Source organism: Sphingobium psychrophilum (assembly GCF_012927105.1).
Classification (GTDB): domain Bacteria; phylum Pseudomonadota; class Alphaproteobacteria; order Sphingomonadales; family Sphingomonadaceae; genus Sphingobium; species Sphingobium psychrophilum.
Map to the genome: position 1 here is coordinate 244,170 of NZ_JABBFV010000002.1, position 25,315 is coordinate 269,484.

Consider the following 25,315-nt stretch of genomic DNA (forward strand, 5'->3'; position numbering starts at 1 on the left):
TGCGCTCAGAAGAAATGGCGATGCGCCTTGTACCAGAGGAAGGTCTGGCCCAGCCGCTCGTCCAGCCCCGCGCCCGGTGCCCAGCCCAGCTTGTCCGACGCCAGCGCGGAGGACAGATATTGCGCCTGGATCTCGCCATGGGCGTTGTTGCGCACATCCGGTTGCAGATCGCCACGGCCGGCCGCGGCCAGGGTGCGGCGGGTCAGGTCCAGCACGCTCACCGGCTCTCCCGTGCCGAAATTAAACGCGCGGCCGACGACGTCAGCGTCGCCCATATGCTCGGCCAGCAGCAAATAGCCGCGCACGATATCCTCGACATAGACATAGTCGCGCACCGGCGACCCGTCCGACCGGATCAACGGCCGCTCCCCGTCGATCGCAGCCAGACAGGTGCCTGGCACGATGCGGTTGCTGTTGAGGTCGCCCGGCCCGAACAGATTGCCGCAACGCGTGATGGCGACCGGCAGGCGGTAGGTCTGGGCATAGCTCAAGGCGATCAGGTCAGCGCAGCTTTTCGACACGTCATAGGGGTGCCGCCCCTGCAACGCGAAATCCTCCTGATAGGGCAGGGTTTCATGGTCGCCATAGGCCTTGTCGGACGACGCAATGACGATCCGCTCGACCGTGGCGACGCGCCGGCACGCCTCCAGCAGCACCCATGTCCCCTTGATATTCGCTTCGAAGGTGGACAGCGGATTGCGGTTGGCGACGCCCACGATCGCCTGCGCGCCCAGATGAAACACGGTATCGACCGCATATTCGTTCAATGCGCGTTCGATGACGTCATAATCCTCCAGCGCGCCGCGCACCACCTTGGCGCGGGTGGCAAGGCCGTCGGCCTGAAAGCGCGATTGCGGCACCATGTCACGCACCAGCGCCACGACCTCGGCGTCCTGCGCCAACAGTGCCGCGACCAAGCTGCCGCCCAGAAAGCCGGTCGCGCCAGTGACGAGGCAGGTCTTGCCCTTCCACACGCCGCTCATGCCGCGCGCTCCTCTGGCAATATGGGCGCGATCCAGGGCGGCGGCCCGCCGGCGGCGAGCGTCTCGTCCATTTCGACCACATCCTTGTAGAAGTCGAACGACTTGAAAAAGCCGTCATGACGGTAGGTGAAGGCATCGCCGCGCGCGATCAGCGGAGGGATGATGTCGCGCTCCAGATTTTCGCCCTGCCAGTCGGTGAAGATGGCCGGGTCCATCACCATGAAGCCGGCGTTTATCCAGTAATCGGCGATCAGCGGCTTTTCGGCGAAGCGGGCGATAGCGCCATCCTCCTCCACCGACAGCACGCCATATTGCGAATACATAGGGACGGACGTGATCGTCAGCCGCGCGCCATGGCCGCGGTGGAACGCGACGACCGCGTCCAGCGGCACGTCCGACAGGCCATCACCATAGGTGGCTATGAAAGGACCGTCGATCAGGTGGCGGCAATTCCAGATGCGGCGGCCGGTATCGGCATCCTCGCCGGTGTCGACGATATGGACATTGGCGCCGATATCCTTCCCCTCGAAATAATCGTGCAGGACATCCTGCCGATATCCCGCCGCCAGAATGAAGTCGCGAAAGCCCTGACGAATGAAATTCTTGATGACATGGACCAGCACCGGCGTCCCGCCCAGCGGCAGCATGGGCTTTGGCAGATAGGTGGTGAAGGGAAAGGCGCGGATGCCCTGCCCGCCGCATAATATGACGACTTTCATCGGTCGGTTCCTTTCGTCTTGGCCTTGGTGAACTGGTCGAGAGAGATGGTGGCGAGGCCAATGCCGAATTCCGGCCCGGCGATGCCGCGCTGGATCAGGGGGGCGAGACGAGGGTGGCTGACATGCCCGCCGAACCAGAGCTTGATCTGATCGTCGTCGCGCAGCGGTCCGGGGGCCAGGATTTCGCCATCGGTCCAGTCCGTGCTGGCGCGTGTCAGCAACGGCGCGTCATCCTCGCGGAAATGGAGGCCATCGGCGGACCGGGCATGGTGGATCGCCACCTGCTGCCACTCTGGGTCTGCGCCCTCCTGCACATGGGCGACCGAATAGAACAGATCGACAGCTTCCCCATCGGCCAGCGCGGCAGGCGAGGAATAACCGGCATAGCCTGCGCGCGCGGGATAGAGCGGCCCTTGACCCAGCACCTGCACTGGCGGTGTGAAGGTCACGCCATCGCGCGACCGGATCAGCCCGATCGACTGGCGCGGTGGGCCGCCTTCCATGCGCGCGCCCACTGCGGAAAAGTAGATCAGCAATTCACCGCCGCGCACCACCGCGCCAGGCTCGCCAACCAGATAGCCGTTCCAGTCGGTCGCCCCGCCGGTCGCCCTCAGCAGCGTCCAATTGGCGACTTTCCACGCCACGCCATCGGGCGAAACGGCCAGGCCGATCGCCATGGGCGACGGATCGGGACTGGCATAGACACCGGTGAACGCCATCCAGTAGCGCCCCGCGAACCGCACGACGCTAGGCGTCTCGATGCTGGCATAGGGACCGTCGGCTGGCGACAGCAGCGGCGTGGCTGGCGACAATGTCCACTGTTCGCCATCGCGCGACACCGCGCGGAAGGGCAGGACCGGCGGCTTGAACGGCGCGTCGGTGCTGCTCGTCATATAGAGGATATAGCCATCCGCAGTGCGCAGCGGGCTGGGGTCGTTCCAAAGCCCCTGGCGGCGCAGCCATCCCGCCGCGATCACCGGCGCTGTGCGGCTGACCCGCCAGCCCGTCATCGCACGCGGCAGGTCAGGCGGTGGTGCAGGGTTGGAGCACGCCGCCAGCACCAACGCAAGAGAGGAGGCTAACCCCCGAATCAGAACGCATTCCGCTGCACGAACGGCACCAGCAGCGTGCGCGCCACGATCTGTAGGTCCAGCCAGATCGACCAGCGGCGCAGATACTCGATGTCATGGACGACGCGCTGCTCCATCTTGTCGCGCGTATCCGTTTCGCCGCGCCATCCGCTGACCTGCGCCAGCCCGGTGATGCCTGGCTTGATCTTGTGCCGCACGGCATAGCGATGGATCAGCGGCCGGAAATTATCGTCCAGCGCGACCGGATGGGGCCGCGGCCCGACCACCGACATGCTGCCCAGCGCGACGTTGATGAATTGCGGCAGTTCGTCGATCGATGTGCGTCGCAAGAGCGCGCCGACCCGCGTTACCCGGCTGTCGCCACGCCGCGCCTGGATGAAGCCGCTATCATCGGCCACCCGCATCGACCGGAATTTCCAGATGCGGAACGGCCGACCGTCCAGCCCATAGCGGGTCTGGGAAAAGAAAATTGGCCCGCGCGTATCCAGCTTGATCGCGACCCCCGCCAACAGGCAGATCGGCAGGATGACCGGCAAGGCGATGAGCGTGAGGGCGACATCCTCCGCTCGCTTGACCAGACGCGAATAGCCTTCGAACGGGGATTCCACGATGCTGACGACCGGCTGGCCGTAGACATCGTCCCAGCGCGCACCGACCAGGTCCAGCCGGAACAAAGGTGGGCAATAATAGAGCGAGGCGGTGGTGTCGCCGAACCGGTCCAGGATCGCCTTGATCCTTTGTTCCGCCGCCATCGGCAGCGTCACATAGATGCGGCTGACGGCGCCAGATCGCGCCAGATCATATAGCCGGTCGACCGGCCCGCCAAAAGCCTGATCGGGCAGGGCGACGGTGCGATCGTCCGACGGGCGGCGATCGTCGAACACGCCCATCGACCGGATGCCCATCCAGCGCTGCCGCGCGAACACATCGCCCAATCGCTGCGCCGTTTCGGTCGCGCCGATGAAGGCGGCGCTGCGATGGTCATAGCCGAAACTGCGCCAGAAACGCAGCGCCAGGCGCACCACGATGCGAAACAGGATGATCGCGCCCAGTGACGCGCCATACCAGAGCGCTGCGGTCGGCGCCCACAGCGTAGCGTGCGCCAGCGGCAGGTCGCCCAGCAGCCAGAACAGCGTCATGATCCCGGCAAAACTGATCGTCCAATGGGCGGTCAGGTCCGCCAGTTCATGCCGCAGCCGCACGATCCGCCAAGACCGGCTGAGGTGGAAGAAGGACGCCACCAGTTCCAGCACCGCCACGCACAGCAGCGTGTCGATGATCGCCGACCGGGGCGACAGCGCGCCAGCGACCAGCGCCATGCACAACAGGATCAGCGCGGTATCGACCAGTCGGCACAGGCGCACGAACAGCGCGCCGAATTGCTGGAACATGCCGCTCGTTCTGAAATCCGCATGCCATGGAGGGGTCTGCATCGCCTCGGCGCTCCCGCTTTAAGTAAAACGTCCTGAATAATTCGCAAATTATGTAATATATAAGTTATGAAAATCACATTTCATGCATAGATTGGATATCATTGCCGAATCACTTTTCAATGAAATCAAAAGAACAAGATGAGTCATAGTGCGTTTAACCATGTTAATATTTAATGTGCCAGTTTGTGACATAGTCATTTGATCTGACCTTCGTGACTGTCGTCGTGGATATTATTTCATATGTTATCTTTATTATGATTCGGTCGATGGGATCGAGCGGCGGTAAGATGTCGGCCGGGAAAGGAGCGATCGAACGGATGTTCTGCATGTTGGGCTATCATCGCGCCGATCCGGCGGCGGCCTGGAATGGCGGCATCGGCTTTTCTCGCTGCCTGGGCTGTGGCGTGGAGTTGGTGCAGCGGCCGGGCGCTGGTTGGACCCCGGTGCCGCGCGGCTATGCCGTGATCTGGAGGCCGCTGGCGGACCGGCCCGCGCTTGCGGGTCACGCGCAGGCCAAAACGACAGCTTTCTCGCTAGCCCGGCTGACGCACGGCGCGAGACGGTTGGGCGCTGCCGCAGGCCGGACGCTGGACCGCTTCCACGCCCCGCCTGACCATGCCTCCCGCAATTATCGCTACCTCGCGCAGCGGATCGGCAGCGCGCAAACGGTCCTGCTAAGCGCACTGTGCGATGCCGATGCGGCCAATGACGCGCTGCTGCTGCTTGCCGCCATGCTTCGGGAAGAGCGGGGCGGGCGGCTGTTGCTGATCGACGCGACGCTGGGCAGCGATGGCGTGAGCGTACCGCTCGGCGCAGCCGGCAAGCCGGGCCTGTCGGAGGTGCGGCCCGACGATCCCTGGTCGGTGGTGGAGGTCATGCGGATTCTGGCCCGGCCGGACATGATCCTGCTGGGCGCGGGCCAACGCCCCGCCGCAGGGCGGCCGGACCATATCGCCGCCCTGCTGCCCTTCCTGACGGAACGGTTCGACCATATCCTGATTCAGCAGCGCGCCATCATGGCGGATAGCCGCAATCTGGCGCTGGCGACGCGCGCCGACCTGATATGGGCGCTTGCGGAGGAAGGGCGATCGCCGATGGCGAACCTCCACGCCGCGCGCGATGCTTTCCGCGCCAATGGCATCGCTGACGTCGGCCTGATCCTTACCGTGCCGGCCCATGGCGGCTGAAGCCGTCCTCTTCCGCGCGTCGAGCGGTAGCCTGTTACTGGCGGCTGGCGTATCGGGCGGCGCAGCGCTTATCGTCGCGGCAGGCCTCTCGTCCGGGCGCGGCGCGGCGCTGGCGGCAGTCGCCGCGCTGGGCTTAGGCGCCGCCGTCTGGGCCAGCGGCAATCCCCGGCTCGCCTGCCTCTGGGGCGTGGGCCTGACCGCACCTTTGGGCATCGCCAAGCGGTTCCATCCCATGCCCCATATGGGCGGGGCCGGGGCCTACACGATCGAGGTCGTCGATCTGTTCCTGCTGGCGCTGCTCCTCTTCCAATGGCGCGACGCCGCGCGGGGCTGCGCGCGCCCCCGCATCCCCGACCTGGCTTATTATTGGATCGCGATGATCCTGCTCGGCCTGATCGACGCCGTCCTTGGTCCCTATCGCCAGCTGGCGGCGGCGGAGGCGTTTCAGATGTCCAAGTCGCTGTCGCTTTTCCTGCTGCTGCTGGGTGAACTGACGCGAGTGCGCCGCTTCATGCACCTGTTCGCGGCGCTGACCTGCGGGCTGTTGCTCCAGGCGGCGGTCGGCATCGCCCAATATGCGAAGAAGGGCGATATCGGCCTGCAATTTCTGGGCGAGGCGACGATGACCACGCTCGAATATGCCAATCGCGCCACCTATATGGATGGCGGCGCGACCTTCCGCATCGGCGGGCTTTTGGGCCATCCCAATATCCTCGCCGGCTTCATCGCCATGGTCGCGCCGATGCTGCTGGCGATGCTGATGACTCGCCTGCCGATCGACCGGAAGCTAGCGATCGGCGCAGTGCTGGCGACGGCGCTGCTGGCTCTGCTGCTCACATTATCGCGATCGGGCTGGCTTGCCTTTGCGCTCGCCGCGCCGATCGTCGTCGGCCTCATGCTACGCGATCGCCGTTCGCGGCGGCGTGCGCTGGCGGGCGCGGCCATCGCGCTGGCGGTCGGCCTGATCGCGACGCTGGCCGCTGCCCCCGCGATCCTGCGCCGCTTGACCCAGAGCGATCCGGGTGCGGTCGATTTTCGCTGGGAATGGATGGGTGTCGCCTGGGACATGGTGCGCGACCATCCGCTGCCGGGCGTCGGTCTCAACAGCTTCGTCCAGCATCTCCCCGGCCGCACCGCCTATGGCGGGACGGAGGCACTGACCCGCACATTCGGCGCGAACTGGCCGGTGGTGCACGACATCTACCTGCTGATCTGGGCGGAGCAGGGGACGATCGGCTTCGTCTGTTTCTTGGCGATGCTGATCGGCCTGCTGCGCACCGCATGGCGCAACGCGACACGCTGCGCCGATCCTTGGCTTCATGCCCTGAATGTCGGGGCGGTGGCCGGGCTGTGCGCCAATCTGCTCGACGGCCTCGGCAGCTTCTTCCTGCGCCAGATGCCCGGCGCGCGCCTCTTCTGGATCATCGCCGCGATCATCGTCGCCATCAATGTCTGGCAACGACGCAACGGCGCGGAGCGTCCGACATGAGCGGCCTGCTGCACAGCGGCGCGCGCCTTGTGGTCGGGCGGGTCGGGCTGTCGGGCCTGCGGATGGGGGCGGCGCTAATCGTCGCGTGCCTGGCGGGGGCGGAGCAGTTCGGCGCCTATGCGCTCCTGCTTAGCCTCGTCGGCCTGGCCGAATGGCTGGTCGATTTCGGCCAGACCGACATCGGCGTGCGCGATGCCGCGCGGCGACCGCGGCGGCGGGCTGCGGTGCTGGATGCGCTGGCGCGGACCAAGCGAGTGCAGGGACCCGCGGTCGCCGTGGCGCTGCCACTGCTGTTGCTGGCCGCCGGGCAGGATCGGGATGTGGTGCTGGCGGGCTGCGCAGGGAGCGTCGCGGTGCTGGCGACCGCCTGGCTGCAACCGGCGCGCGCGACGCTGCGGCTCGCCTTGCGGATGGACCGGGATATCGGCGCGGAACTGGCCGGGGTGGCGGTGATGCTGCCGCTGCTGGCGCTGGCCTGCCTCCATCGCGCGCCTCTGCCGCTGCTGGTAGCGAGCTTCGCCGTCGCCCGTCTGGTGCAGGCGGCGCTGACGATCCATTGGGCCGGGCCGATCGACATGCATAGTGCCACGCGCCTCACACCCACCCGCCTTGCCGGACAGGCGCTACCCTTGGGCTGCGCCGGTCTGCTAGTGCTGCTCTACGACGCGCTCGCCCCGTTGCTGCTCGCCCGGCTGATGGATATGCGGGCGGTCGCGCTCTACGTTGCGGCGGCGCGCTTCATCATGCCGGTGTTGGTCGCTGTGCAGGCGGTGGGCAGCGCCGCCTTCCCCGTCATTGCGCGCGACTGGCGACGCGATCCCGCCGCCTTCGCCCGGACGCAGCAAGCCACGCTGCTGCTGTCGGTGGCGCTGGCGGCGCTGTTGTTCGCGGGCATCCATGGCGGCGCGGCGTTCATGATCGGGTTGATGGGGCCGGATTTCGTAGCCGGCGCGCCGCTGCTGCAACTCATGGCCTGGACCCTGCTGGCGCGCGCGATCACCACCGCCATGGCGCCGCTGATCGTCATCGCCGGGTGGCAGGGGCGGGCAATGCTGCTCACCCTGTTGTCGCTGGCGGGCCAGTGCGCCGCGCTGTTCCTGTTGGTCCCGCATATGGGCGTAACCGGCGCGGCGCTCGGTTGCCTGCTGGTCGAACTGCTGCTCGGCACGGTAGCCGTCAGCGCGATCGCCCAGCGGGCGACGGGCGTAGCGATCGACTGGCGGCCGATCGCGACGACAATAGGCAGCGCCATCGCCACAGCGCTGCTGATCGCCGCCAGCCCGATCGCCGGCAGCTTCGCAGGTGGGCTGGCGGCAGGCCTGATCCTGCTCGGCGCGCTGATGCTCATCGGACGCCGGGACGCACCGCTCTGGCGGCAACTGGCGGGAGGCGTTGCATGAACGCCCCCAAAATCGCCATCGCCTGCCCAGGCATCGGCCTGGTCCAGCGCGGGTTCGAGCGGCTGTTCCGAGACCTGTTCGATGAAATGCGCGGCGATTTCGCCATAACCCTGTTCAAGGGCGGCGGGGAGCGGCACCCGGACGAGATCGTCCTGCCCTTCCTCGCACGGGGCGGTCGCACCCTCCGCTATCTGCCGCTCCACCGGCTGATGGGCCGCACGCCGATGCACGCCGAATGCCTGACCTTCGCGCTGGCGCTGCTGCCGCACCTGATCCGCGGGCGCTATGACATCGTCCATGTGATCGACCCGCCGCTGGCGCGCTTGCTGTTCCATCTGCGCCGCACGCTACGCCTCAAATTCCGTCTCCTCTATACCGAAGGAACGGCGATGCCGCCGCGCGACTATCCGCCTTGCGACCGGCTGCACCAGATGTCCGCGGCGACGATGGCCGATGCCGTCGCGCAGGGTCACGACCCGGCCGATATGACGCTCATCCCCTGCGGCTACCGCCCGGATCGCTTCATCCCCAGCGCCGACCGCGCCACGCTGCGCGCCCGGCACGGCATCGCGCCTGACCGCTTCGTCATCCTCTCGGTCGCTGCGCTCAATCGCGGCCACAAGCGCACCCATCATCTGATCGACGAAGTCGCGCGCCTGGGCGGCGATCCGCTGCTCTGGCTGGACGGCAGCCTGGACCATGGGGACCCGGACCTTCCCGATTATGCCCGCGCCCGGCTGGCCGATCGGGTGCGCGTGACCCATGTCTCGACGCAGGACGTCGCGGACCTGTTCGCGCTGGCCGACGTCATGCCTCATGCCGCCACCTTCGAAGCCTTCGGCCTCGCCATCGTGGAGGCGGCAGCGGCCGGCCTACCCGTCATCACCCATGATGCGCCGCATTTTCGCTGGCTGCTGCCCAGTCCCGACAACTGGATCGACATGGAAGCGCCCGGCGCGCTTGCGGCGCTGCTGGCGCGCATGGCCGCCGACCCGATCGAACGGACGCGCCGCGTCCTGCGCGACCATGCCCGCGCCACCTATGACTGGGCGGCGCTGCGCCTCTCCTATGCCGACCTCTATCGGAGCCTGACGCCATGATCCCGCCAAAGCTCGCCATCATAATCGTCAACTGGAATGTCCGCGGCCTGCTAAGCGATTGCCTGGCGGCCATAGCCGCCAGTAGCGGCCTGCCCAATGAAAGCGTCGAAACGATCGTCGTCGACAACGCCTCGACCGATGGCAGCGCAGCGATGGTGCGCTCGGACTTCCCCTGGGTGCGACTGATCGAAAGCGGCGCGAACCACGGTTTCGCTAAAGGATGCCAAATCGGTTATGAATCGACTCAAGCCCCCTTCGTCATGCTGCTCAATCCCGACACGGTGGTCGATCCCGACGCCATCGCCGCGATGCTCGCGCAGATCGAGGGCGACGACCGCATCGGCATCCTCGGCTCCCGGCTGCGCAATAGCGACGGCAGTTTCCAGCGCGCGTCCGGCGGGGCGTTTCCAACGCTAACCAACCTCACCTGGAACTATCTGTTTCTAGGCGCAATCCTTCCAAGCCGCTGGGCACCACCCGCCGTCTATCTGGATGACGACCCGCCCGGCGTCCGGCCGATCGACTGGGTATCGGGCGCATCGCTGACCTTCCGCCGCGCGGCGGTCGGCCCCGCCATCTTCCACCCCGCCTATTTCATGTTCGGCGAGGATATGGAGCTATGCCACCGCGTCGCGCAGGCCGGCTGGCGCGTCCTCTATTCCGCGCTGCAGAGCATCACCCATCATCACGGAGCCAGCTTCGCGCGCCAATCCTCGATGGAGGTGCTGGCCAGCGTCTATAAAGGGCCGCGCGTCTTCTTCCGCCAGGGTCGCGGGCCGATCGCACGGGCCGCCTATGACGCGATCCTCTTCACCGGCTACGCAGCCCGCTGGCTGCTTTTCAGCCTGCTCGGCCTCGTGCGGCCCGGCCGCGACTATCGCGCCATGGCGCGCTTCAGCCGCCGCTATCTCGGCGTCATGGCCGCGACGATCTTCAGCCGAAATCCGCACCGTCCAGCAAGGGAGCAGCAGCCATGAACAAGGGCGTCAAACGCATATTGGTGACCGGCGGGGCCGGATTTCTGGGATCGCATCTGTGCGATCGGCTGGTGGCGCAAGGGCATGACGTGCTGTGCGTCGATAATCTCTTCACCGGGTCGAAGAGCAATCTCGTCCAGTTGCTGGGGCGGCATAATTTCGAATATATGCGCCATGACGTGACATTCCCCCTCTATGTCGAGGTAGACGAGATCTATAATCTCGCCTGTCCGGCCTCGCCGCTGCAATATCGCATCAATCCGGTGCAGACGACCAAGACCAGCGTCCATGGCGCGATCAACATGCTGGGCTTGGCGAAACGCACCGGCGCGAAAATCCTCCAGGCATCGACCAGCGAAGTCTATGGCGACCCTGAAGTCCATCCGCAGCAGGAGGAGTATTGGGGCCATGTGAACCCCATCGGCCCGCGCGCCTGCTATGACGAGGGGAAGCGCTGCGCCGAAACCCTCTTCTTCGATTATCATCGCGAAGGCCGGGTGCGGATCAAAGTCGCGCGCATCTTCAACACCTATGGCCCGCGCATGGACCCGGCGGATGGGCGCGTCGTGTCCAACTTCATCTGCCAGGCGCTGCTCGGCCAGCCCATCACTCTCTATGGGGACGGCACGCAGACTCGATCCTTCTGCTATGTGGGCGATCTGATCGAGGGGCTGTTGCGGCTGATGGCCAGCGACGACAGGACCACCGGGCCGATCAATATCGGCAATCCCGACGAGTTCACCATGGTCGAACTGGCCGACATGATCGTGGCGCTGACCGGATCGTCCTCCCCCATCGTCATGCGGCCGCTGCCCGCCGACGATCCGCGCCAGCGCCGCCCGGACATCGCCCGCGCCCGCGCCGCGCTGGACTGGGAACCAACGGTGCGGCTGCGCGAAGGGCTGGTCCACACCATCGCCTATTTCGACGCGCTGCTGAGCGGCGCGGGCGGCCGCAGCCTGCCCCCGGCCATGCCCGTGACATAGTGCTTCCCGTCGCGCCGCCGCCCATCAACCGTCTGGGTGCCTGACCGGCACCATGCATTTTCCACCATCGGGATCGGCCTATGTGCCTGGCCGATTGCCGATCGCGACTTCCACTCTTGCCAACCCGGACGCTATCGCTCAGAGTAATGATAACGCTACCAGATTGCGGAAGGCCGGGAGAGGAAATAATGATACAACTGTCCATGTCGTTGTCGCGATCGCGATTCATGCGGGGACGGGCGGTCGCCATGACGGGCCTGACCGCGTTGGTCGCGGCGAGCGTCACCCCCTCCGCCATTGCCGCCGACAGCGTGTCGATCAGCCGCGACTGGCGCTTTACCAAGGGCGACCCGGCCGGCCTCACCACCGACCTGCGCTATGACGTCCGCCCGCCGATTGCGGATACAGGCGACGGCAAGCTGGCGGATACGCCCGCCGACGCAGCCGTGAAGGTAGACGGCGGCGGCGCGCAGCTGCTCAAGCCGTGGATACTCCCCAGCGCCAATCCTTTCATCAAGGATGCGGCCAAACATCATGTCCGCCCCGCAGGCAATCCGGGTGGGGATGTGCCCTATGTGCAGGGGGATTTCGACGACAGCGCCTGGACCCATGTCGACCTGCCGCACGACTGGGCGATCGCCGGGCCGTTCATCAAGGATGGCCCCTATGGCGGCATGGGCCGCCTGCCTAGCTGGGGTATCGGCTGGTATCGCAAGACGCTCGACATCCCCACCCGCGACAAAGGCAAGTCGATCTTCCTCGATGTCGAAGGGGCGATGTCCTACGCCACCGTCTGGCTCAACGGCCAATTGGTTGGCGGCTGGCCCTATGGCTATAACAGCTTCCGCCTCGACCTGACGCCCTATGCGGTGCCGGGGGGCAAGAACCAGCTCGCCATCCGGCTCGACAACCCGGCCGCGTCGGCGCGCTGGTATCCGGGCGGCGGCCTCTACCGCGATATCAGCCTCACCACCGCCAACAAGGTGCATGTCGGCCAGTGGGGCGGCACCGTCCGCACGCCGCAGGTCGCCAAGGATCGCGCCACCATCGATCTCAGCCTGACGATCGACAATGACGACGAAAAGGCGGCGCAGGTCGAAGTCGCCACCGCCCTCTACGCCTTGGACGCCAACGGCAAGCGCGCCGGCCGCCCCGTCGCCAGCATCGCGCGCCAGTCCGCCAGCATCGCGCCAGGTGCCAAGGTGGTGCTGAACGGCAGCACCATCCTCAACAACCCGCGCCTCTGGGGGCCGCCACCGACGCAACAGCCCAACCGCTATGTCGCCCTGTCCACCGTGACCCAGGGCGGCAAGACGATCGACACCTACGAAACCCGCTTCGGCGTCCGCGACATACAGTTTGATCCCGACAAGGGCGTGATCGTCAACGGCGAACATATCCCGCTGCGCGGCGTCAACAACCATCATGATCTCGGCGCGATCGGCGCGGCCTTCAACCGCCGGGCGGCCCAGCGCCAGCTCGAAATCCTGCGCGACATGGGCACTAACGCCGTGCGCATGAGCCATAATCCACCCGCACCCGAACTGCTGGAACTCACCGACCAGATGGGTTTCCTGGTCATGGACGAGATATTCGACAGTTGGGAAAAGAAGAAGACGCCGCACGACTTCCACCTAATCTTCCCCGACTGGCACGAAGCGGATTTGCGGTCGATGCTGCGCCGCGACCGCAACCACCCCTCCATCATCATGTGGAGCGTCGGCAATGAAGTCGGCGAACAATATGATGGCGAAGCAGGCGCGAAGATCGGTCGCGAACTCGTCGCCATCGCCCATGAGGAAGACCCCACGCGCCTCGCGACGGGTGCCATGAACTTCGCCAAGGCGGACATGCTGTTGCCCACCACGGTCGATGCCATCAGCCTCAACTATCAGGGCGCGGGCATTCGCGGCATCATCGGCCAATATCCGGCTTTCCGCGCGAAATTCCCTGACAAGGTGATCCTGTCCACCGAAAGCGCGTCGGCGCTGTCCAGCCGGGGCGAATATATGTTCCCTGTCGCCGGCGCGATCAGCGGCCCGGTGCGACCCTGGTCGGGCGGCAATCCCGACACGCATCAGGTTTCCGCTTATGAACTGCACGCCGCCGACTTCGGCTCCTCGCCCGACCGCGTCTGGGCCGCGGACGACCAGAACCCCTATGTCGCGGGTGAATTTGTCTGGACAGGCTTTGACTATCTGGGCGAACCCACACCTTACTACACGTCGCGCAGCAGCTATTCGGGTATCGTCGATCTCGCCGGTTTCCCCAAGGATCGCTTCTGGCTCTATCAGGCGCGCTGGCGGCCGGATCTGCAATTCGCGCATATCCTGCCGCACTGGACCTGGCCCGATCGCGTCGGCCAAATCACGCCGGTCCATGTCTTCTCCTCGGCGGATGAGGCCGAACTGTTCGTCAACGGAAAGTCGCAGGGAAAGATCAAGAAGCGCGACTATGAATATCGCTTCCGCTGGGACTATGTCGTCTATGCGCCGGGCGAGGTGAAGGTCGTCACCTGGAAGACCGGCAAGCCCTGGGCGACGCAGACGATCCGCACCGTGGGCGAGGCCGCGAAAATGTCCCTGACCGCCGACCGTTCCGCCATCGCCAGCGATGGCCGCGACCTCAGCTTCGTGACGCTCGAGGTCTTGGACAAGGACGGCCAGATCGTCCCTGCCGCCAAGCAGAATATCAGCTTCACGATCGAAGGGCCGGGCCAGATCGTCGCCACGGACAATGGCGATCCCACCGATCTCACCGCCTTCCCCTCGCACAGCCGCGCCGCCTTCAACGGTCTGGCGCTGGCGATCGTGAAGGCGGACCGGCCCGGCCGGATCATCCTGCGCGCCCACGCCGCAGGATTGGGCGAAACGCAGGTGGAGATCGGTGCGAAGCGCTAGGGCAAAGGGGGCGGGTCATTCCGCCCCCTCATCCGTCACACCAGCTTGTTGGTGCGCACCAGTTCGCGATACCAGTCGGCGGAGAGCTTGGGCGTCCGCTTCTGGGTCTTGAAATCGACATGGTGGATGCCAAACAGCTTGGTATAGCCATCTTCCCACTCGAAATTGTCCATCAGGCTCCACACGAAATAGCCCTTTACCGGAATCCCCTCGCGCGTGGCGCGTTGCAGGTGGGTCAGGTAATTGCGCAGATACATGACCCGGTCGGTGTCATAGACCTTGCCGTCCTCGGCGACCTTGTCGTCCGCGGAACAGCCATTTTCCGAGATGTATAGCCCGTTGGGCTTCCAGTTTTCGCTGATCGCCCGCATCCCCCAATAGATGACCTCCGGCGTCACATAGAGCCAGGGGGAGGGCATACGGGGCGCCTGGCCCGGATGCGGCAATATCTTGTACCCGGCGGGCGAAGACGGATCGGCGCGCACGGTGTTGCCAGTGTAGACATTGACCGATAGGAAATCGAGGGGCGCACCGATCAGCTTCATGTCGCCGTCTTTGACGTTGGGCGCGTCCTTGCCCTGCGCGGTCAGGTAGCTGTCGATATAGCGGCCCTCCAGAATTGCGGTCAGGAACATCGCGTTCTCCTCACGCACCGCCTTCTTCACTGCCTCGATATGCTCCGGCGTCTCGATCGCGGGCACATAGACGCTGGGATTGTCGGCGATGCCGACCTGCGTCCCCGCCTTGGTCGCGGCCCGGATCGCCTGCACGCCCAGCCCATGGGCCAGCACGCCATGATGGCGGATCTGGTTCACCTCGCCCATCGGCAGCTTCAGGCCCGGCGCCTTGCCACCGGTCATGTAGCTCAGGTCCGTGAAGCAGCGCAGTTCGTTGACCGTCATGAAATGCTGGACGCGATCGTCCAGCTTGCCGGCGGTGTAACCGGCATAATCGGCAAAGGCGTATGCCGTGTCGCGATTCTGCCAACCGCCGGGCAGGGCATGGGGCAAGTCCCAGTGGAACATCGTGACATGGGGCGTGATGTCGGCTGCCAGCAGTCCGTCGACCAGCCGGTTATAATAATCCAGCCCCTTGGCATTGGGCTTGCCCCTGCCATCGGGGAAGATGCGCGACCAGGCGATCGAGAAGCGATAGGCCTTGACGCCCAGCGCCTTGAGCAGCGCGATATCGTCGCCATAGCGATGATAGCTGTCACAGGCGACATCGCCGGTATCGCCATTGGCGACCTTGCCCGGCGTGTGCGAAAATACGTCCCAATTGGTCTGGCCGCGCCCATCCGCCTTCGCCGCGCCCTCGATCTGATAGGCCGCGGTGGCGCAGCCCCACAGGAAGTCGGCGGGGAAGGCGCGGTCGCCCTGCGGCGAGGCGGCCGGCGCAGTCTGCGCGACTGCTGTGCCGCCAGCAAGGCCAGCACCCAGAGCGGCCGCACCCAATCCCATGCCCAATTCGCGGCGATTGATACCCGTCATATTGCGAAACTCCTTATTGACCGACGACCTGCACCAACCCGGCGATCGCCTGGCCGGTGGGCAGCTTCGTCTTGCTCGTCAGCGATTTGGCGGCGTCGTTCCAGACGAGGTCCGCCTTCACGCCGCCCTTGCGATAGGCGTTAGTGGTGCCGTCATCGTCATAAAGGGTGAAACGGGCGTTGGCACCGGGATAGACACGGATGCTTTCCAGCGCCTGTTTTTCCGCCGTGCTTTTCACCTGAACGCCCATCGGCACGATCGACCCGGCCTTGACGAAAAGCGGGATGCGGTTGATCGGCGTGTCGACCTCGATCGTCTGGCCGCCTTCGAACCGCTGGTCGGTCCAATAATCATACCAGGCGGCCCCGGCGGGCAGATAGACCGGGCGCTTCGTCTGACCTTGCACCGTCACCGGGGCGACCAGGAAGGCGGGGCCGAACATATATTGGTCGCCGATGTCCGACACTTTGGGATCGTTCGGGAAATCCATGAACAGGCCGCGCATGAACGGCGCGCCCGTATCATAGGTGTGACGGCCCAACGCATAGATATAGGGCATCAGAGTGTAGCGCAGGCGCAACCAGTCGGCCAGGATCGGCTCGGCCGCCTTGCCATATTCCCACAGCGCGGTGCCGGGCCGCTGGCCGTGGATGCGCAGCGTCGGCGTAAAGACGCTATATTGAAACCAGCGCACGAACAGTTCGGGATAGTCGGGATAATCCGCGCCCATCGCCGTCGCGCCGGCCGGATCGACCAGGATCGGGTTTTCTGCCTTCGGCCCCTTGGGCCATTGCCAGCCGCCTATGTCGCTGCCCCAATAGGCCAGGCCCGACGCGGTGAAGTTGAGGCCGGCGGGGATTTGCCGATGCAACGCTTCCCAGGTCGATTTGACGTCCGACGACCAGAACAGGCCGCCATTGCGCTGCGACCCCAGATAGGCGGCGCGGGCCAGGATCATGTTACGGAAACCGGGCCGGTCGCGCTCGGACCCTTCGGCAACGCCGGTGGTATGAACGAGCGGGAAGAGATTGTGATAGCGGTCGCCTGACCCCTTGGCGTAGAAATAGCCGTCGGGCACCAGATCCGGTTCGGTCTCGTCCAGCCAGAACCAGTCGAAGCCCTGGCTCGCGATATTGTCCCGTATCTTGCCCCAGAACCATTCGCGCGCTTCCGGGTTGGTGCTGTCGATCAGCGCACCTGCCCGGTCGAAACGCATCGGCAGGCCATCTACGGGCAAGCCGTCCTTGTCGTGCAGGAACCAGCCCTTGGCCTTGAGAAACTCGAAATAGCGCGATTCCCGCTCGTAGCGCGGCCAGACGCTGATGATGGATCGCATCCCCATGGCGTTCAACTGGTCGTTCATTCCCTTGGGATCGGGGAAATAGCTGCGGTCGATGTCCATCTGCCCCATGCGGGTCCAGTAAAACCAGTCGAGCACCATCACGTCCAGCGGCAGGTTACGCTGGCGATAGCCGTTGGCGATATCGAGCAGTTCCTGCTGGCTCTCATAGCGCGCCTTGCTCTGGATCAGGCCGAAGCCTGCCTTGGGCGGCAGCGGCGTTTCGCCTGTCAACTTGGCGTAACCGGCATAAAGTTCGTCGATCGTCTTGCCGGTAATGACGAAGAAGGAGACGCGCTCGCCCACCTGGCTCTGCCAATGGGTGCTGCTGTGCAGGCCGGGCTGGATCAGCGTGCGGGCGGGATTATCCCACACGATACCATAGCCTTTGTTCGTGACCATGAAGGGGACGCAGACCGTTTCCCCAGCCGGAGCGTCATAATGATGCTGGCAATCGATCTGCTGGCCGCGCAGGTCCATATGGCCTTCCTGGTTTTGGCCCAGACCATAATAATGTTCGTCCGCCGGGGAATCGAAGCTGGCGCCGACCTTGAAGGTCTTTTCGCCGTTGACCGTCACGGGCGCCATTTCCCAGCCGGTCATCTTGGCGAGGACATTGCCGCTGGCGTCCTGCACCGACAGACTGACCGGCGGCAGCGACGGCGCGAAATAGCGCTCCATCTGGGTCGGCGCCTTGGGCCAAGGCTGGGCGTCGACCGTCAGCGTCAGCGCCGCAGAAGAGAATATTTCGCCGCTGGCATCGCTGCGATGGGTCCATCCGGTCGCGTCCGCCTTCGCATTCGGCCCTTCGCCCGGCGCGGCCGAAGCGAGGTCAGGATCGAGCGCAATCGTCACCCGCACGATATTGGGCGCATAGGGTTCGACCGCGACACGGCTGCCATGGCGATCAAGCAGCGCCATCGGATCGGCAAGCGCCGGCGCGGTAAGACAGGATGCGCCCAATGCGATCCATTTGAAGCTCTTTGCGATCATCCCTGTAAATCCCTGTAATTAGACGAGGCCCCGGCCGTCGATGCGGACAACCGGAACGAAATCCCTGCCCTGCGGCATGTCGACATGGAGGCCCGCGCCATCCTGACGAAAGGCGATCGGACCGCCGCCGAGCAGCGTCACCCGTTCGATCTGGCCGTCCACGCGGCCACGCGCCAGTGAGCGGATAGTCGTAGGTTCGCTCGCCCGGCCCAGGAACAGCGCATAGAGCGCGCCTTTGTTCGTCGTGAAGCGGATGTCCTGGCCGGTGAAGGGTTTGGCCTTCTCCTCATTCTGCATCCCTGCGATCAACTGGGTCGGCCCTTCGCCATAGATGCGCCACGGCCGCGACCCGAAAATCGCCTCACCGCCATGGACCATCCACGCCGCCATGCCGTCCAGCACCTTCTCCGTCTCGCTGTCGATCGACCCATCGCCCGGCTGCGGGATGGAGAGCATGAGATTGCCGTTCTTCGAAACGACATCGGCAAGCCGCTGGATGACTTCCTCCGCGCTCTTGTAGCTTTTGTCGTGCAGCCGCATTGCATTGTAGAACCAGTCGCCGATGCAGGTGTCGGTCTGCCACGGCTCGTCCCACAGATGGTCGGTAAAGCCGCGCTCGACATCCTGCACCATGCCGAAGCGGGCATAGGGTTTGAGCTGCTTGCCCGTCAGCACTACATCGATCTTTCCGTGCCAGTCGATCGATCGGTTATAATAGTCCGCCGCCGCCTCCAGCCCTACGGGGCCGAAGGGCAGTTCATGATCGTCCATATAGACCATGTCGGGCTTATATTTGGCGACAAGGTCGGTCTGGCGCAGCAACCAGCGGGTGACATAGGCCGGGTCGTCCTTCGGCCCGGTTTCGATCCACTGGCCGTTATTCGCGTCGTGCCATGTGTCCATCGCCTCGATCGTGTCGATGCCATCGGGCAGCACGGCATGGCCGCCGGTATAAAGCTCCTGCGGGTCAAGGCCCTCCCACCATTGCCCCTTACCGTCCGCCTTGCGCAGGAGGAAGGCGTCGTAGCGCTCGCCTTTTTTGGGCCCCGTCGGATCATAGCCATAGGCGGGTTGATACCAGTGCCAGGCATGGGCGGCATGGTTGGACACGCCGAATTTCATCCCCGCGCGCCGCGCCGCCTGTTCCCAGATGCCGACCACATCCTTCTTCGGCCCGACGCGCAGGCTGTTCCAGGCATGATAGCGGCTGTTGTAGCAATCCAGATTGTCGTGATGGCAGGCGAGCGCCATGAAATATTTGGCCCCCGCTTTCTGGTATCGGGCGATCAGCGCGTCCGGCTCCCACTTGTCGGCGGTCCACAGATTCTGGATGTCCTTCATCCCCGAAACCGACGGATGGCCGTAGGTTTTGCGATGATGCTCGTACATCGGATGGCCCTGCATATACATGAAGCGGCCATACCAGTCGCCCTGCGCCGGCACCGACTGCGGCCCCCAATGCGACCACATCCCCAGCTTCGCGTCGCGGAACCAGTCGGGATAGCGGTAGTTGGCGACCAGCGAGGACCAGCTTGGCTGCACCGGGCCGCGCATCGTACCCATGGGGCTTGCTGCGCAGGCAGCACGGGCCAGGCCAAGCGCGGCCGTGCCCGCCAGGAAGGATCGGCGTCCCAGCATCGTCATTGAATGGCCCTCAACGCCTTGTCGATCGCCTGCCGCGCCAGCGGTCGCATGATGGCATAGCCCTCCGCGGTGGGATGCACGCCATCGCTGGACAGGCCCGGCTTCATCGCGCCATCCGCCTGCGCCATGGCGCTATGATAATCGACATAGGTGAAGCCCCGGCTCTGTGCATAATCGGACAGCCACCTGTTGATCGCCGCGATCTGCGGCGCGGGTTGCAGCCCCGGACTCCAGGGGAAGGCACCCGCGGGCGGCACGGAGGCGAGGACGACCTTGATCCCATGCGCATCGGCCAGCTCGGCCATAGTCTGGATATTGCCCAGCACCGTGTTCATCGTCGCCGCGCCGGTGTTTCCGGCGATGTCATTGGTCATCGCCATGATGTGGACGACCTGCGGTTTGAGCGCGATCACGTCGCTGCGGAAGCGCACCAGCATCTGCGCCGTGGTCTGCCCGCTGATGCCGCGATCGACCAGGCCGTCGGTGAACATCGACGGATCGGCGTTGATCCAGTTGTCGGTGATCGAATCGCCCATGAATACGGCTCGGACCTTTTGCCCCGCCAGCGCTTTGTTATCGGCGGCATAGCGGCATAACTGCCCGAAATCGCGGGTCAGCATATGGAGGTTCCACATCTTCCAGCCCGCTTCATCCGTCGGCTTGGGATGGCCCGGGCAGGGGTCTGCAACGATGCCGACCGGGTCATCGCCATGGGGGTCGCCCGGCACCTTGCTGACGGCGAAAGCCGGGGTGGTCAGCGCCAATGCGCCACATAAAGCGATAAGATGCCGCATCCAATTCCTCATTTCTGATCGGTCTTCTTCTTCCAGGTGGCGCGTATCGTCATGCCGGGATCAGCCCATGCCGCGCAGCGAATGTCGCGAACAGATCGGGCCAGGCCGACGCCTGCATCGTCCTGGGCAGGCGCACGCCAAAGCCATGGCCGCCATCTTCGAAAATATGGAGCGCGACCGGGCGCCTCGCCGCTTCCATCGCCTGGAACAGGGCGATGCTGTTGGCGGGCGGGACCAGTCCGTCGTCGGTCGCATGGACCAGGAAGACAGGCGGGGTCGCGGCATCGACCCGCAACTCAATCGATCGCGCCCGGCGCATGTCGGTCGATGCGTCCGGCCCCAGCAACATGTCGCGCGATCCACGATGGGTGAAGGGCGCGTCGAGACTGACGACCGGATATACCAGCCCCGCGATATCGGGCCGGGCGTCCTGCCGGTCGGCGGCGTCGACGGGATCATAGACCACTTCGGCATGGCGCGCCGCCAGCGACCCGGCCAGATGCCCACCGGCGGAGAAGCCGAGCGCGCCGATCCGGTCCTGTGCGACACCGAGTTGGACAGCATTAGTGCGAATTATTCGCATCGCCCGCTGCGCATCCTGCAACGGCACATCCTGACGCCGCGCCCAGCCTTCGCCCGGCAGACGATAGAGCAGGATGAAGGCGGTGATGCCGCGCGCATTCAGCCAGGCGGCCTGGCTGGTTCCTTCATTGTCGTAGGACAGAAAGCCATAGCCGCCGCCCGGCACCACCAGCATCGCCGCGCCATTGGGGCGGGCAGGACGGCGCACCACCAGCACCGGCCGCGCGATGCCGGTGACCCAGCGATCGGGCGTGGCCGGGTCTTTCGACTGGTCGGCGATCTTGCGGACGATCCGCGCGCCCGTCCCGCCCGGCGGCGTGCCCGGCCACAGGTCGATCAGTTCGTCGGCGGCGCTCGTCTGCGCGAGGGCCAGGCCTGGCGCGACCAATTCCGCCGCCGTCAGCCCCGATGCCACCAACAAGGCGGCACGCCGGTCCATGTCGCTCATTGTCCGCCCTCCACCTCGCGAGGAGGCACCAGCATGATCGGCGACATCGCGCCGCCGATCGTGGCGGCCGCATTGCGCACCAGCAGGCTGCACGCCTCCACCGTCGCCCGGTTCGCCGCGCCATCGACGAACGGCATGGTCAGCGCCGCACGCGCGACCCCGCCGGCCAGGATCGGCGCGGACAGGTCGGTAATGCCGGTCAACATCGGGCTGGGCGCGATCGCGCCGCCATTGGCCACCGCCGCGTCGAGCCGTTCGGTCAATTCGGCCTCGTCCAGCGTCTCGCCGGTGGCGCGGATGTCGTCCAGCATCGCCGTCCGCGCGTCTGGCGGCTGGAAGGCGAGCAGGATGCGCCCGGAATTGGACCGGTGCAGCGGCCGGCGATAGCCTACGCGCACGGCAAAGCCCGACAGGCCCGGTGCTTCAATGGCGATGATAACGACCATTTCCGCGCCTGACGCGACGGCGAGGTGACAGCTCTGCCCGGTCCTGCGCGCCAGATCCTGCATCACCGGCAGGGCGGTGGAGGCGAGGTCACGAATCGGCGGCTGGCTCATGCCAAGCGCAAACAGCCGGTTGGTCAGGCGATAGCCTTCCTCGGCACGGGCAATATAACCATGCTCTTCCAGCACCTGCAACATGCGGAAAATTTCGCTGACCGACCGGCCCAGAGCGATGGATATGTCAGACATTATCAACGGATCGCTTGCGGCGGCGAGCAATTCCAATATCTCAAGCCCTTTGGTCAGGGCGGGTGCCTGATAGCGCGACTTGCCGGTCATTCTGCTCCTCCCCGAACCGATGCTCCTGGGTATCGGAGCCGCCTTGCCGGTGCCCCTTTCTAACCACTGTCCACATATGAAATCAATTTTTATATTTCATAATTCAAAATGTGGGAGTAATGGGAGGTCGTCTTGTTACCGCTCCCAAAGCGGGACTAGGCGCATAAGGGAAGGTTTTCGGCGGCCCGAAGCGGTCGCGAATCGAACGCTCCGATCGGGGCGTCAGGGAGAGGAAGGGATTTCATGACCAAGATCACGCCTATGCCGCGTCGCGCTGCGTTGCTGGCCGGCATTTCGATCGCCAGCATCGCGCTGGGGAGCGACGTCCACGCGCAGGAAGCCACGCCGCCGCAGCCCGCCGCGACCGAAGGCGACATCGTCGTCACCGGCGTCCGCGCCAGCCTGTCGAGCGCCCAGGCGATCAAACGCAACAGCGACGTCATCGTCGATTCGATCGTCGCGGAAGACATCGGCAAGCTGCCTGACCGCAACGTCGCAGAGGCGCTCCAGCGCATTCCCGGCATCCAGGTCCAGCGCCGTTTTGGCGAAGGCAGTTCAGTCGCGATCCGCGGCCTTACTCAGGTGCGGACCGAACTGAACGGTCGCGACATCTTCACCGCCAGCGGCGCCAACCAGCTTAACCTGGAGGATATTCCTTCTGAACTGCTGTCCGGCATCGACGTCTATAAAAATCCGTCGGCCGACCTGATCGAAGATCAGTTGTCGGGCACGATCAATTTCCGCACCCGCAAGGCGTTCGACTTTGACGGTTTCAAGGCGGCGGCATCCCTGACCCAGAGTCATTTCGACCTGGTCGACCGTTACAAGCCGTCGGCCTCGCTCCTGCTGAGCAATCGTTGGGACACGGGCATCGGTGAGATCGGCATCCTTGCCAGTGTCTCCTTCCAGAAGACCGCCTTCCGTCAGGATACTATTTCGACCGAGCCTTTCTATACGCTCGATCCCTCTGTGCCCGGCGATGCCGCCGTGCTGGCGACCTTGGGCCGCACCGGTCAGGTGACCACGCTGCCCCACGGCACCGGCATTGGCGAAGTCTATGGCGACCGCCGCCGCCTGGGCACCGACGTATCGGTCCAGTGGCGCCCCAGCGACACGTTGGAGTTGACCGCCGAAGTCTTCCGTTCGGATTATAAGTTCCGCTACGACGACTATAGCTTCTTCGCCTATACGTCGAACAGCGCGATCCAGCCGCTGCCAGGCGCGCCGTTCACCTATGCCGATAATGGCGATTTTCAGAGCGGCACATTCATCAACCTGCCCGTCGGCAACAACACCAGTGCGGAAACGCGCCGGTCGAAGACGACCGATTATTCGCTGAACCTGAAATGGAAGCCGAGCGCCAACCTGACTGTTACGGCCGACGGCCAATATGTGGACGCAAAAACGAAAAATCTGCGTTCGATCTTCGGCCTGAACGGCACCGCCGATACGCTGTATCAGGATATTTCGGGATCGGTGCCGGTCGTGAATATCGGTTCGGCCACTGGCCTTGCCAATCCGGCGACCTACAACAGCGCCTTCTACCTCGACAATCTCAACGAATCGAAGGCGTCGGACAGGACGGCAAGGCTGGACGCCGAATATCGCTTCGACGGGGGCATCCTCTCGTCGATCAAGGCGGGCATCCGCTTTGCTGACCGCAAAAACCGGACGATCGACACCGGCTATCGCTATACCGGCCTGGCAGGCATTCCCAGCCAGTTGGAAAATGTCGATCTGAGTAATTTTTTCCGCGGCGACGCCGACCTGTTCGGCAACATCATCGCCTTCAACCGTGGCATTATCCGCAACTATCAGGATACGCTAGACACGCTGGGTATCGCCGGCCCGCCGGCCTATGTCCAGAGCGGCACCAACGCGCAGCGCCAGAAGACCTGGACCGGCTATGCCACCGCCTTCTTCAAGACCGATCCTGTCGATGGCAATATCGGCGTGCGCGTCGTGCGCACCGATCTCGACGTATCGGGCTTCTACCAGCAGATCGCGATCATCCAGAATCCCGACGGCACCGAAAGCAACGGCCCGGCCGAGTTCAATCCCATCAATGCGTCGCGCAGCTATACCTCGGTGCTGCCCAGCCTGAACCTGCGCGTTCACCTGGCCGATGACCTGCAACTGCGCCTGGCGGCGGCGAAGAATATTTCGCGGCCCAGCTTTGGCCAGTTGAACCCCAGCCTCAACATCACCGAACCAGGCCAGGCGCAGCAGGATCAGTTGCACCTGACCAGCGGTGGGAACCCCTATCTAAAGCCGATGAAGTCGGACAATCTCGACCTGTCGCTGGAATGGTATTTCTCCCGGACCGGGTCGCTGACAGCCGCCGGATTCTACAAAAACATCAAAAACTATATTCAGACGGCGGTCGCGGCCCGCGACGTAACCTTCAACAATGGCAACACATATGAATATCAGGTCACGTCGTTCAACAATGTCGCCAAGGGCAAGGTGAAGGGGTTTGAACTGGCCTACCAGCAGTTCTTCGACTTCCTGCCTGGACCGCTCAGTGGCCTGGGCATGCAGGCGAACTTCACTTATGTAGATTCAAAGGCACCGTCTCCGGCGACGATCGGCCCGGTCGTCAACGTGCCGCTGGAATTGCTGTCGAAATATAATTATAATATCGTCGGCATCTACGAGCTGGGCGGCCTGTCCGCGCGCGTCGCCTATAACTGGCGCAGCAAATATGTCGTCACGACGGCGGGCAACGGAACCGGCAACCTGCCAATCTTTAACAAACCCTTCGGTCAGCTGGACGCATCAGTCAGCTATAATGTCACGCCGCAATTCGCCCTGGCGGTAGATGGCGTGAACCTGACCAATACGCGCCGGTCCACCTATTTCGGGATCGACAGCCGTCCGCGCGACGTCGTCGTCAACGACCGTCGCATCAGCTTGACCGCCCGCATCACCTATTGATCCGCCATGCGGGCGTTTCTACCGTCCCTCCCCTGGTAGAC

Annotated in this window: 18 protein-coding genes; 8 read left to right on the top strand and 10 right to left on the bottom strand. The window is 64.6% G+C overall.

The features are described 5' to 3' along the window. Positions 1-5 precede the first annotated feature (5 nt). Genes HHL08_RS04555 through HHL08_RS04570 form a run of 4 tightly spaced genes read right to left on the bottom strand, consistent with a single transcriptional unit; the run spans position 6 to position 4,184 of the window. Entirely contained in the window at positions 6-983 is a 978-nt protein-coding gene (locus tag HHL08_RS04555) for an NAD-dependent epimerase/dehydratase family protein (RefSeq protein ID WP_169571283.1), read from the bottom strand. After that, positions 980-1,702 (bottom strand): nucleotidyltransferase family protein, encoded by a 723-nt coding sequence (locus HHL08_RS04560; RefSeq protein ID WP_169571284.1) that lies wholly within the window; start codon positions 1,700-1,702, stop codon positions 980-982. Before HHL08_RS04560 ends, HHL08_RS04555 begins: the two co-directional genes overlap by 4 nt. Then, complete coding sequence (locus HHL08_RS04565) at positions 1,699-2,766, bottom strand: glycoside hydrolase family protein (protein WP_169571285.1); 1,068 nt, start codon at positions 2,764-2,766, stop codon at positions 1,699-1,701. The genes HHL08_RS04560 and HHL08_RS04565 overlap by 4 nt, the downstream gene beginning before the upstream one ends. Before the next feature lie 26 nt (positions 2,767-2,792). Continuing rightward, positions 2,793-4,184 carry an undecaprenyl-phosphate glucose phosphotransferase gene (locus tag HHL08_RS04570; RefSeq protein WP_169571286.1) on the bottom strand — a complete coding sequence of 464 codons (1,392 nt, stop codon included), beginning with the start codon at positions 4,182-4,184 and terminating at the stop codon, positions 2,793-2,795. 368 nt (positions 4,185-4,552) lie between these two features. On the opposite strand from HHL08_RS04570, the gene HHL08_RS04575 reads away from it, so the two are divergent. From HHL08_RS04575 to galB, 7 genes are all read left to right on the top strand, one after another. Next, a complete protein-coding gene (locus tag HHL08_RS04575; protein WP_169571287.1) occupies positions 4,553-5,413 on the top strand; it encodes a P-loop NTPase family protein in 861 nt (286 codons plus the stop codon). After that, a complete protein-coding gene (locus HHL08_RS04580; RefSeq protein WP_169571288.1) occupies positions 5,403-6,902 on the top strand; it encodes an O-antigen ligase family protein in 1,500 nt (499 codons plus the stop codon). The genes HHL08_RS04575 and HHL08_RS04580 overlap by 11 nt, the downstream gene beginning before the upstream one ends. Continuing rightward, entirely contained in the window at positions 6,899-8,302 is a 1,404-nt protein-coding gene (locus tag HHL08_RS04585; protein ID WP_169571289.1) for an oligosaccharide flippase family protein, read from the top strand. The genes HHL08_RS04580 and HHL08_RS04585 overlap by 4 nt, the downstream gene beginning before the upstream one ends. Further along, complete coding sequence (locus HHL08_RS04590) at positions 8,299-9,402, top strand: glycosyltransferase family 4 protein (RefSeq protein ID WP_169571290.1); 1,104 nt, start codon at positions 8,299-8,301, stop codon at positions 9,400-9,402. The genes HHL08_RS04585 and HHL08_RS04590 overlap by 4 nt, the downstream gene beginning before the upstream one ends. Beyond that, positions 9,399-10,379: a glycosyltransferase family 2 protein gene (locus tag HHL08_RS04595; RefSeq protein WP_169571291.1), complete on the top strand. Its 981-nt coding sequence runs from the start codon at positions 9,399-9,401 to the stop codon at positions 10,377-10,379. Before HHL08_RS04590 ends, HHL08_RS04595 begins: the two co-directional genes overlap by 4 nt. Continuing rightward, the gene (locus HHL08_RS04600; RefSeq protein WP_169571292.1) at positions 10,376-11,365 is read left to right on the top strand and encodes a UDP-glucuronic acid decarboxylase family protein; all 990 of its coding nucleotides are present in this window, start codon (positions 10,376-10,378) and stop codon (positions 11,363-11,365) included. Before HHL08_RS04595 ends, HHL08_RS04600 begins: the two co-directional genes overlap by 4 nt. Before the next feature lie 248 nt (positions 11,366-11,613). Then, the gene (galB, locus tag HHL08_RS04605) at positions 11,614-14,265 is read left to right on the top strand and encodes a beta-galactosidase GalB (protein ID WP_169571293.1); all 2,652 of its coding nucleotides are present in this window, start codon (positions 11,614-11,616) and stop codon (positions 14,263-14,265) included. A 35-nt stretch (positions 14,266-14,300) separates the two neighbouring features. Here galB and HHL08_RS04610 read toward each other — a convergent pair whose 3' ends face one another. The 6 genes from HHL08_RS04610 to HHL08_RS04635 are packed head-to-tail and all read right to left on the bottom strand — an operon-like array spanning position 14,301 to position 22,337. Further along, the gene (locus HHL08_RS04610; protein ID WP_169571294.1) at positions 14,301-15,755 is read right to left on the bottom strand and encodes a GH1 family beta-glucosidase; all 1,455 of its coding nucleotides are present in this window, start codon (positions 15,753-15,755) and stop codon (positions 14,301-14,303) included. A 13-nt stretch (positions 15,756-15,768) separates the two neighbouring features. Continuing rightward, the gene (locus HHL08_RS04615; RefSeq protein WP_169571295.1) at positions 15,769-18,087 is read right to left on the bottom strand and encodes a glycoside hydrolase family 31 protein; all 2,319 of its coding nucleotides are present in this window, start codon (positions 18,085-18,087) and stop codon (positions 15,769-15,771) included. A gap of 18 nt (positions 18,088-18,105) precedes the next feature. Further along, positions 18,106-19,731, bottom strand: a complete 1,626-nt coding sequence (locus HHL08_RS04620) for an alpha-L-fucosidase (protein WP_169571296.1) — start codon at positions 19,729-19,731, stop codon at positions 18,106-18,108. Next, entirely contained in the window at positions 19,728-20,525 is a 798-nt protein-coding gene (locus tag HHL08_RS04625; RefSeq protein ID WP_206377715.1) for an SGNH/GDSL hydrolase family protein, read from the bottom strand. The genes HHL08_RS04620 and HHL08_RS04625 overlap by 4 nt, the downstream gene beginning before the upstream one ends. Before the next feature lie 49 nt (positions 20,526-20,574). Continuing rightward, a complete protein-coding gene (locus tag HHL08_RS04630; RefSeq protein ID WP_169571298.1) occupies positions 20,575-21,555 on the bottom strand; it encodes an alpha/beta hydrolase in 981 nt (326 codons plus the stop codon). Beyond that, positions 21,552-22,337, bottom strand: a complete 786-nt coding sequence (locus HHL08_RS04635) for an IclR family transcriptional regulator (protein WP_169571299.1) — start codon at positions 22,335-22,337, stop codon at positions 21,552-21,554. Before HHL08_RS04635 ends, HHL08_RS04630 begins: the two co-directional genes overlap by 4 nt. 243 nt (positions 22,338-22,580) lie before the next feature. On the opposite strand from HHL08_RS04635, the gene HHL08_RS04640 reads away from it, so the two are divergent. After that, positions 22,581-25,274, top strand: coding sequence for a TonB-dependent receptor (locus tag HHL08_RS04640; RefSeq protein WP_169571300.1), 2,694 nt, complete (start codon positions 22,581-22,583; stop codon positions 25,272-25,274). Positions 25,275-25,315 lie beyond the last annotated feature (41 nt).

Excerpts from the sequence above, each read along its gene's own strand:
- HHL08_RS04555 (WP_169571283.1), bottom strand. The coding sequence starts at position 983 with ATGAGCGGCGTGTGGAAGGGCAAGACCTGCCTCGTCACTGGCGCGACC.
- HHL08_RS04560 (WP_169571284.1), bottom strand. The coding sequence starts at position 1,702 with ATGAAAGTCGTCATATTATGCGGCGGGCAGGGCATCCGCGCCTTTCCC.
- HHL08_RS04570 (WP_169571286.1), bottom strand. The coding sequence starts at position 4,184 with ATGTTCCAGCAATTCGGCGCGCTGTTCGTGCGCCTGTGCCGACTGGTC.
- HHL08_RS04575 (WP_169571287.1), top strand. The coding sequence starts at position 4,553 with ATGTTGGGCTATCATCGCGCCGATCCGGCGGCGGCCTGGAATGGCGGC.
- HHL08_RS04580 (WP_169571288.1), top strand. The coding sequence starts at position 5,403 with ATGGCGGCTGAAGCCGTCCTCTTCCGCGCGTCGAGCGGTAGCCTGTTA.
- HHL08_RS04585 (WP_169571289.1), top strand. The coding sequence starts at position 6,899 with ATGAGCGGCCTGCTGCACAGCGGCGCGCGCCTTGTGGTCGGGCGGGTC.
- HHL08_RS04590 (WP_169571290.1), top strand. The coding sequence starts at position 8,299 with ATGAACGCCCCCAAAATCGCCATCGCCTGCCCAGGCATCGGCCTGGTC.
- HHL08_RS04595 (WP_169571291.1), top strand. The coding sequence starts at position 9,399 with ATGATCCCGCCAAAGCTCGCCATCATAATCGTCAACTGGAATGTCCGC.
- HHL08_RS04600 (WP_169571292.1), top strand. The coding sequence starts at position 10,376 with ATGAACAAGGGCGTCAAACGCATATTGGTGACCGGCGGGGCCGGATTT.
- galB (WP_169571293.1), top strand. The coding sequence starts at position 11,614 with ATGACGGGCCTGACCGCGTTGGTCGCGGCGAGCGTCACCCCCTCCGCC.
- HHL08_RS04610 (WP_169571294.1), bottom strand. The coding sequence starts at position 15,755 with ATGACGGGTATCAATCGCCGCGAATTGGGCATGGGATTGGGTGCGGCC.
- HHL08_RS04615 (WP_169571295.1), bottom strand. The coding sequence starts at position 18,087 with ATGATCGCAAAGAGCTTCAAATGGATCGCATTGGGCGCATCCTGTCTT.
- HHL08_RS04620 (WP_169571296.1), bottom strand. The coding sequence starts at position 19,731 with ATGACGATGCTGGGACGCCGATCCTTCCTGGCGGGCACGGCCGCGCTT.
- HHL08_RS04625 (WP_206377715.1), bottom strand. The coding sequence starts at position 20,525 with ATGCGGCATCTTATCGCTTTATGTGGCGCATTGGCGCTGACCACCCCG.
- HHL08_RS04630 (WP_169571298.1), bottom strand. The coding sequence starts at position 21,555 with ATGAGCGACATGGACCGGCGTGCCGCCTTGTTGGTGGCATCGGGGCTG.
- HHL08_RS04635 (WP_169571299.1), bottom strand. The coding sequence starts at position 22,337 with ATGACCGGCAAGTCGCGCTATCAGGCACCCGCCCTGACCAAAGGGCTT.
- HHL08_RS04640 (WP_169571300.1), top strand. The coding sequence starts at position 22,581 with ATGACCAAGATCACGCCTATGCCGCGTCGCGCTGCGTTGCTGGCCGGC.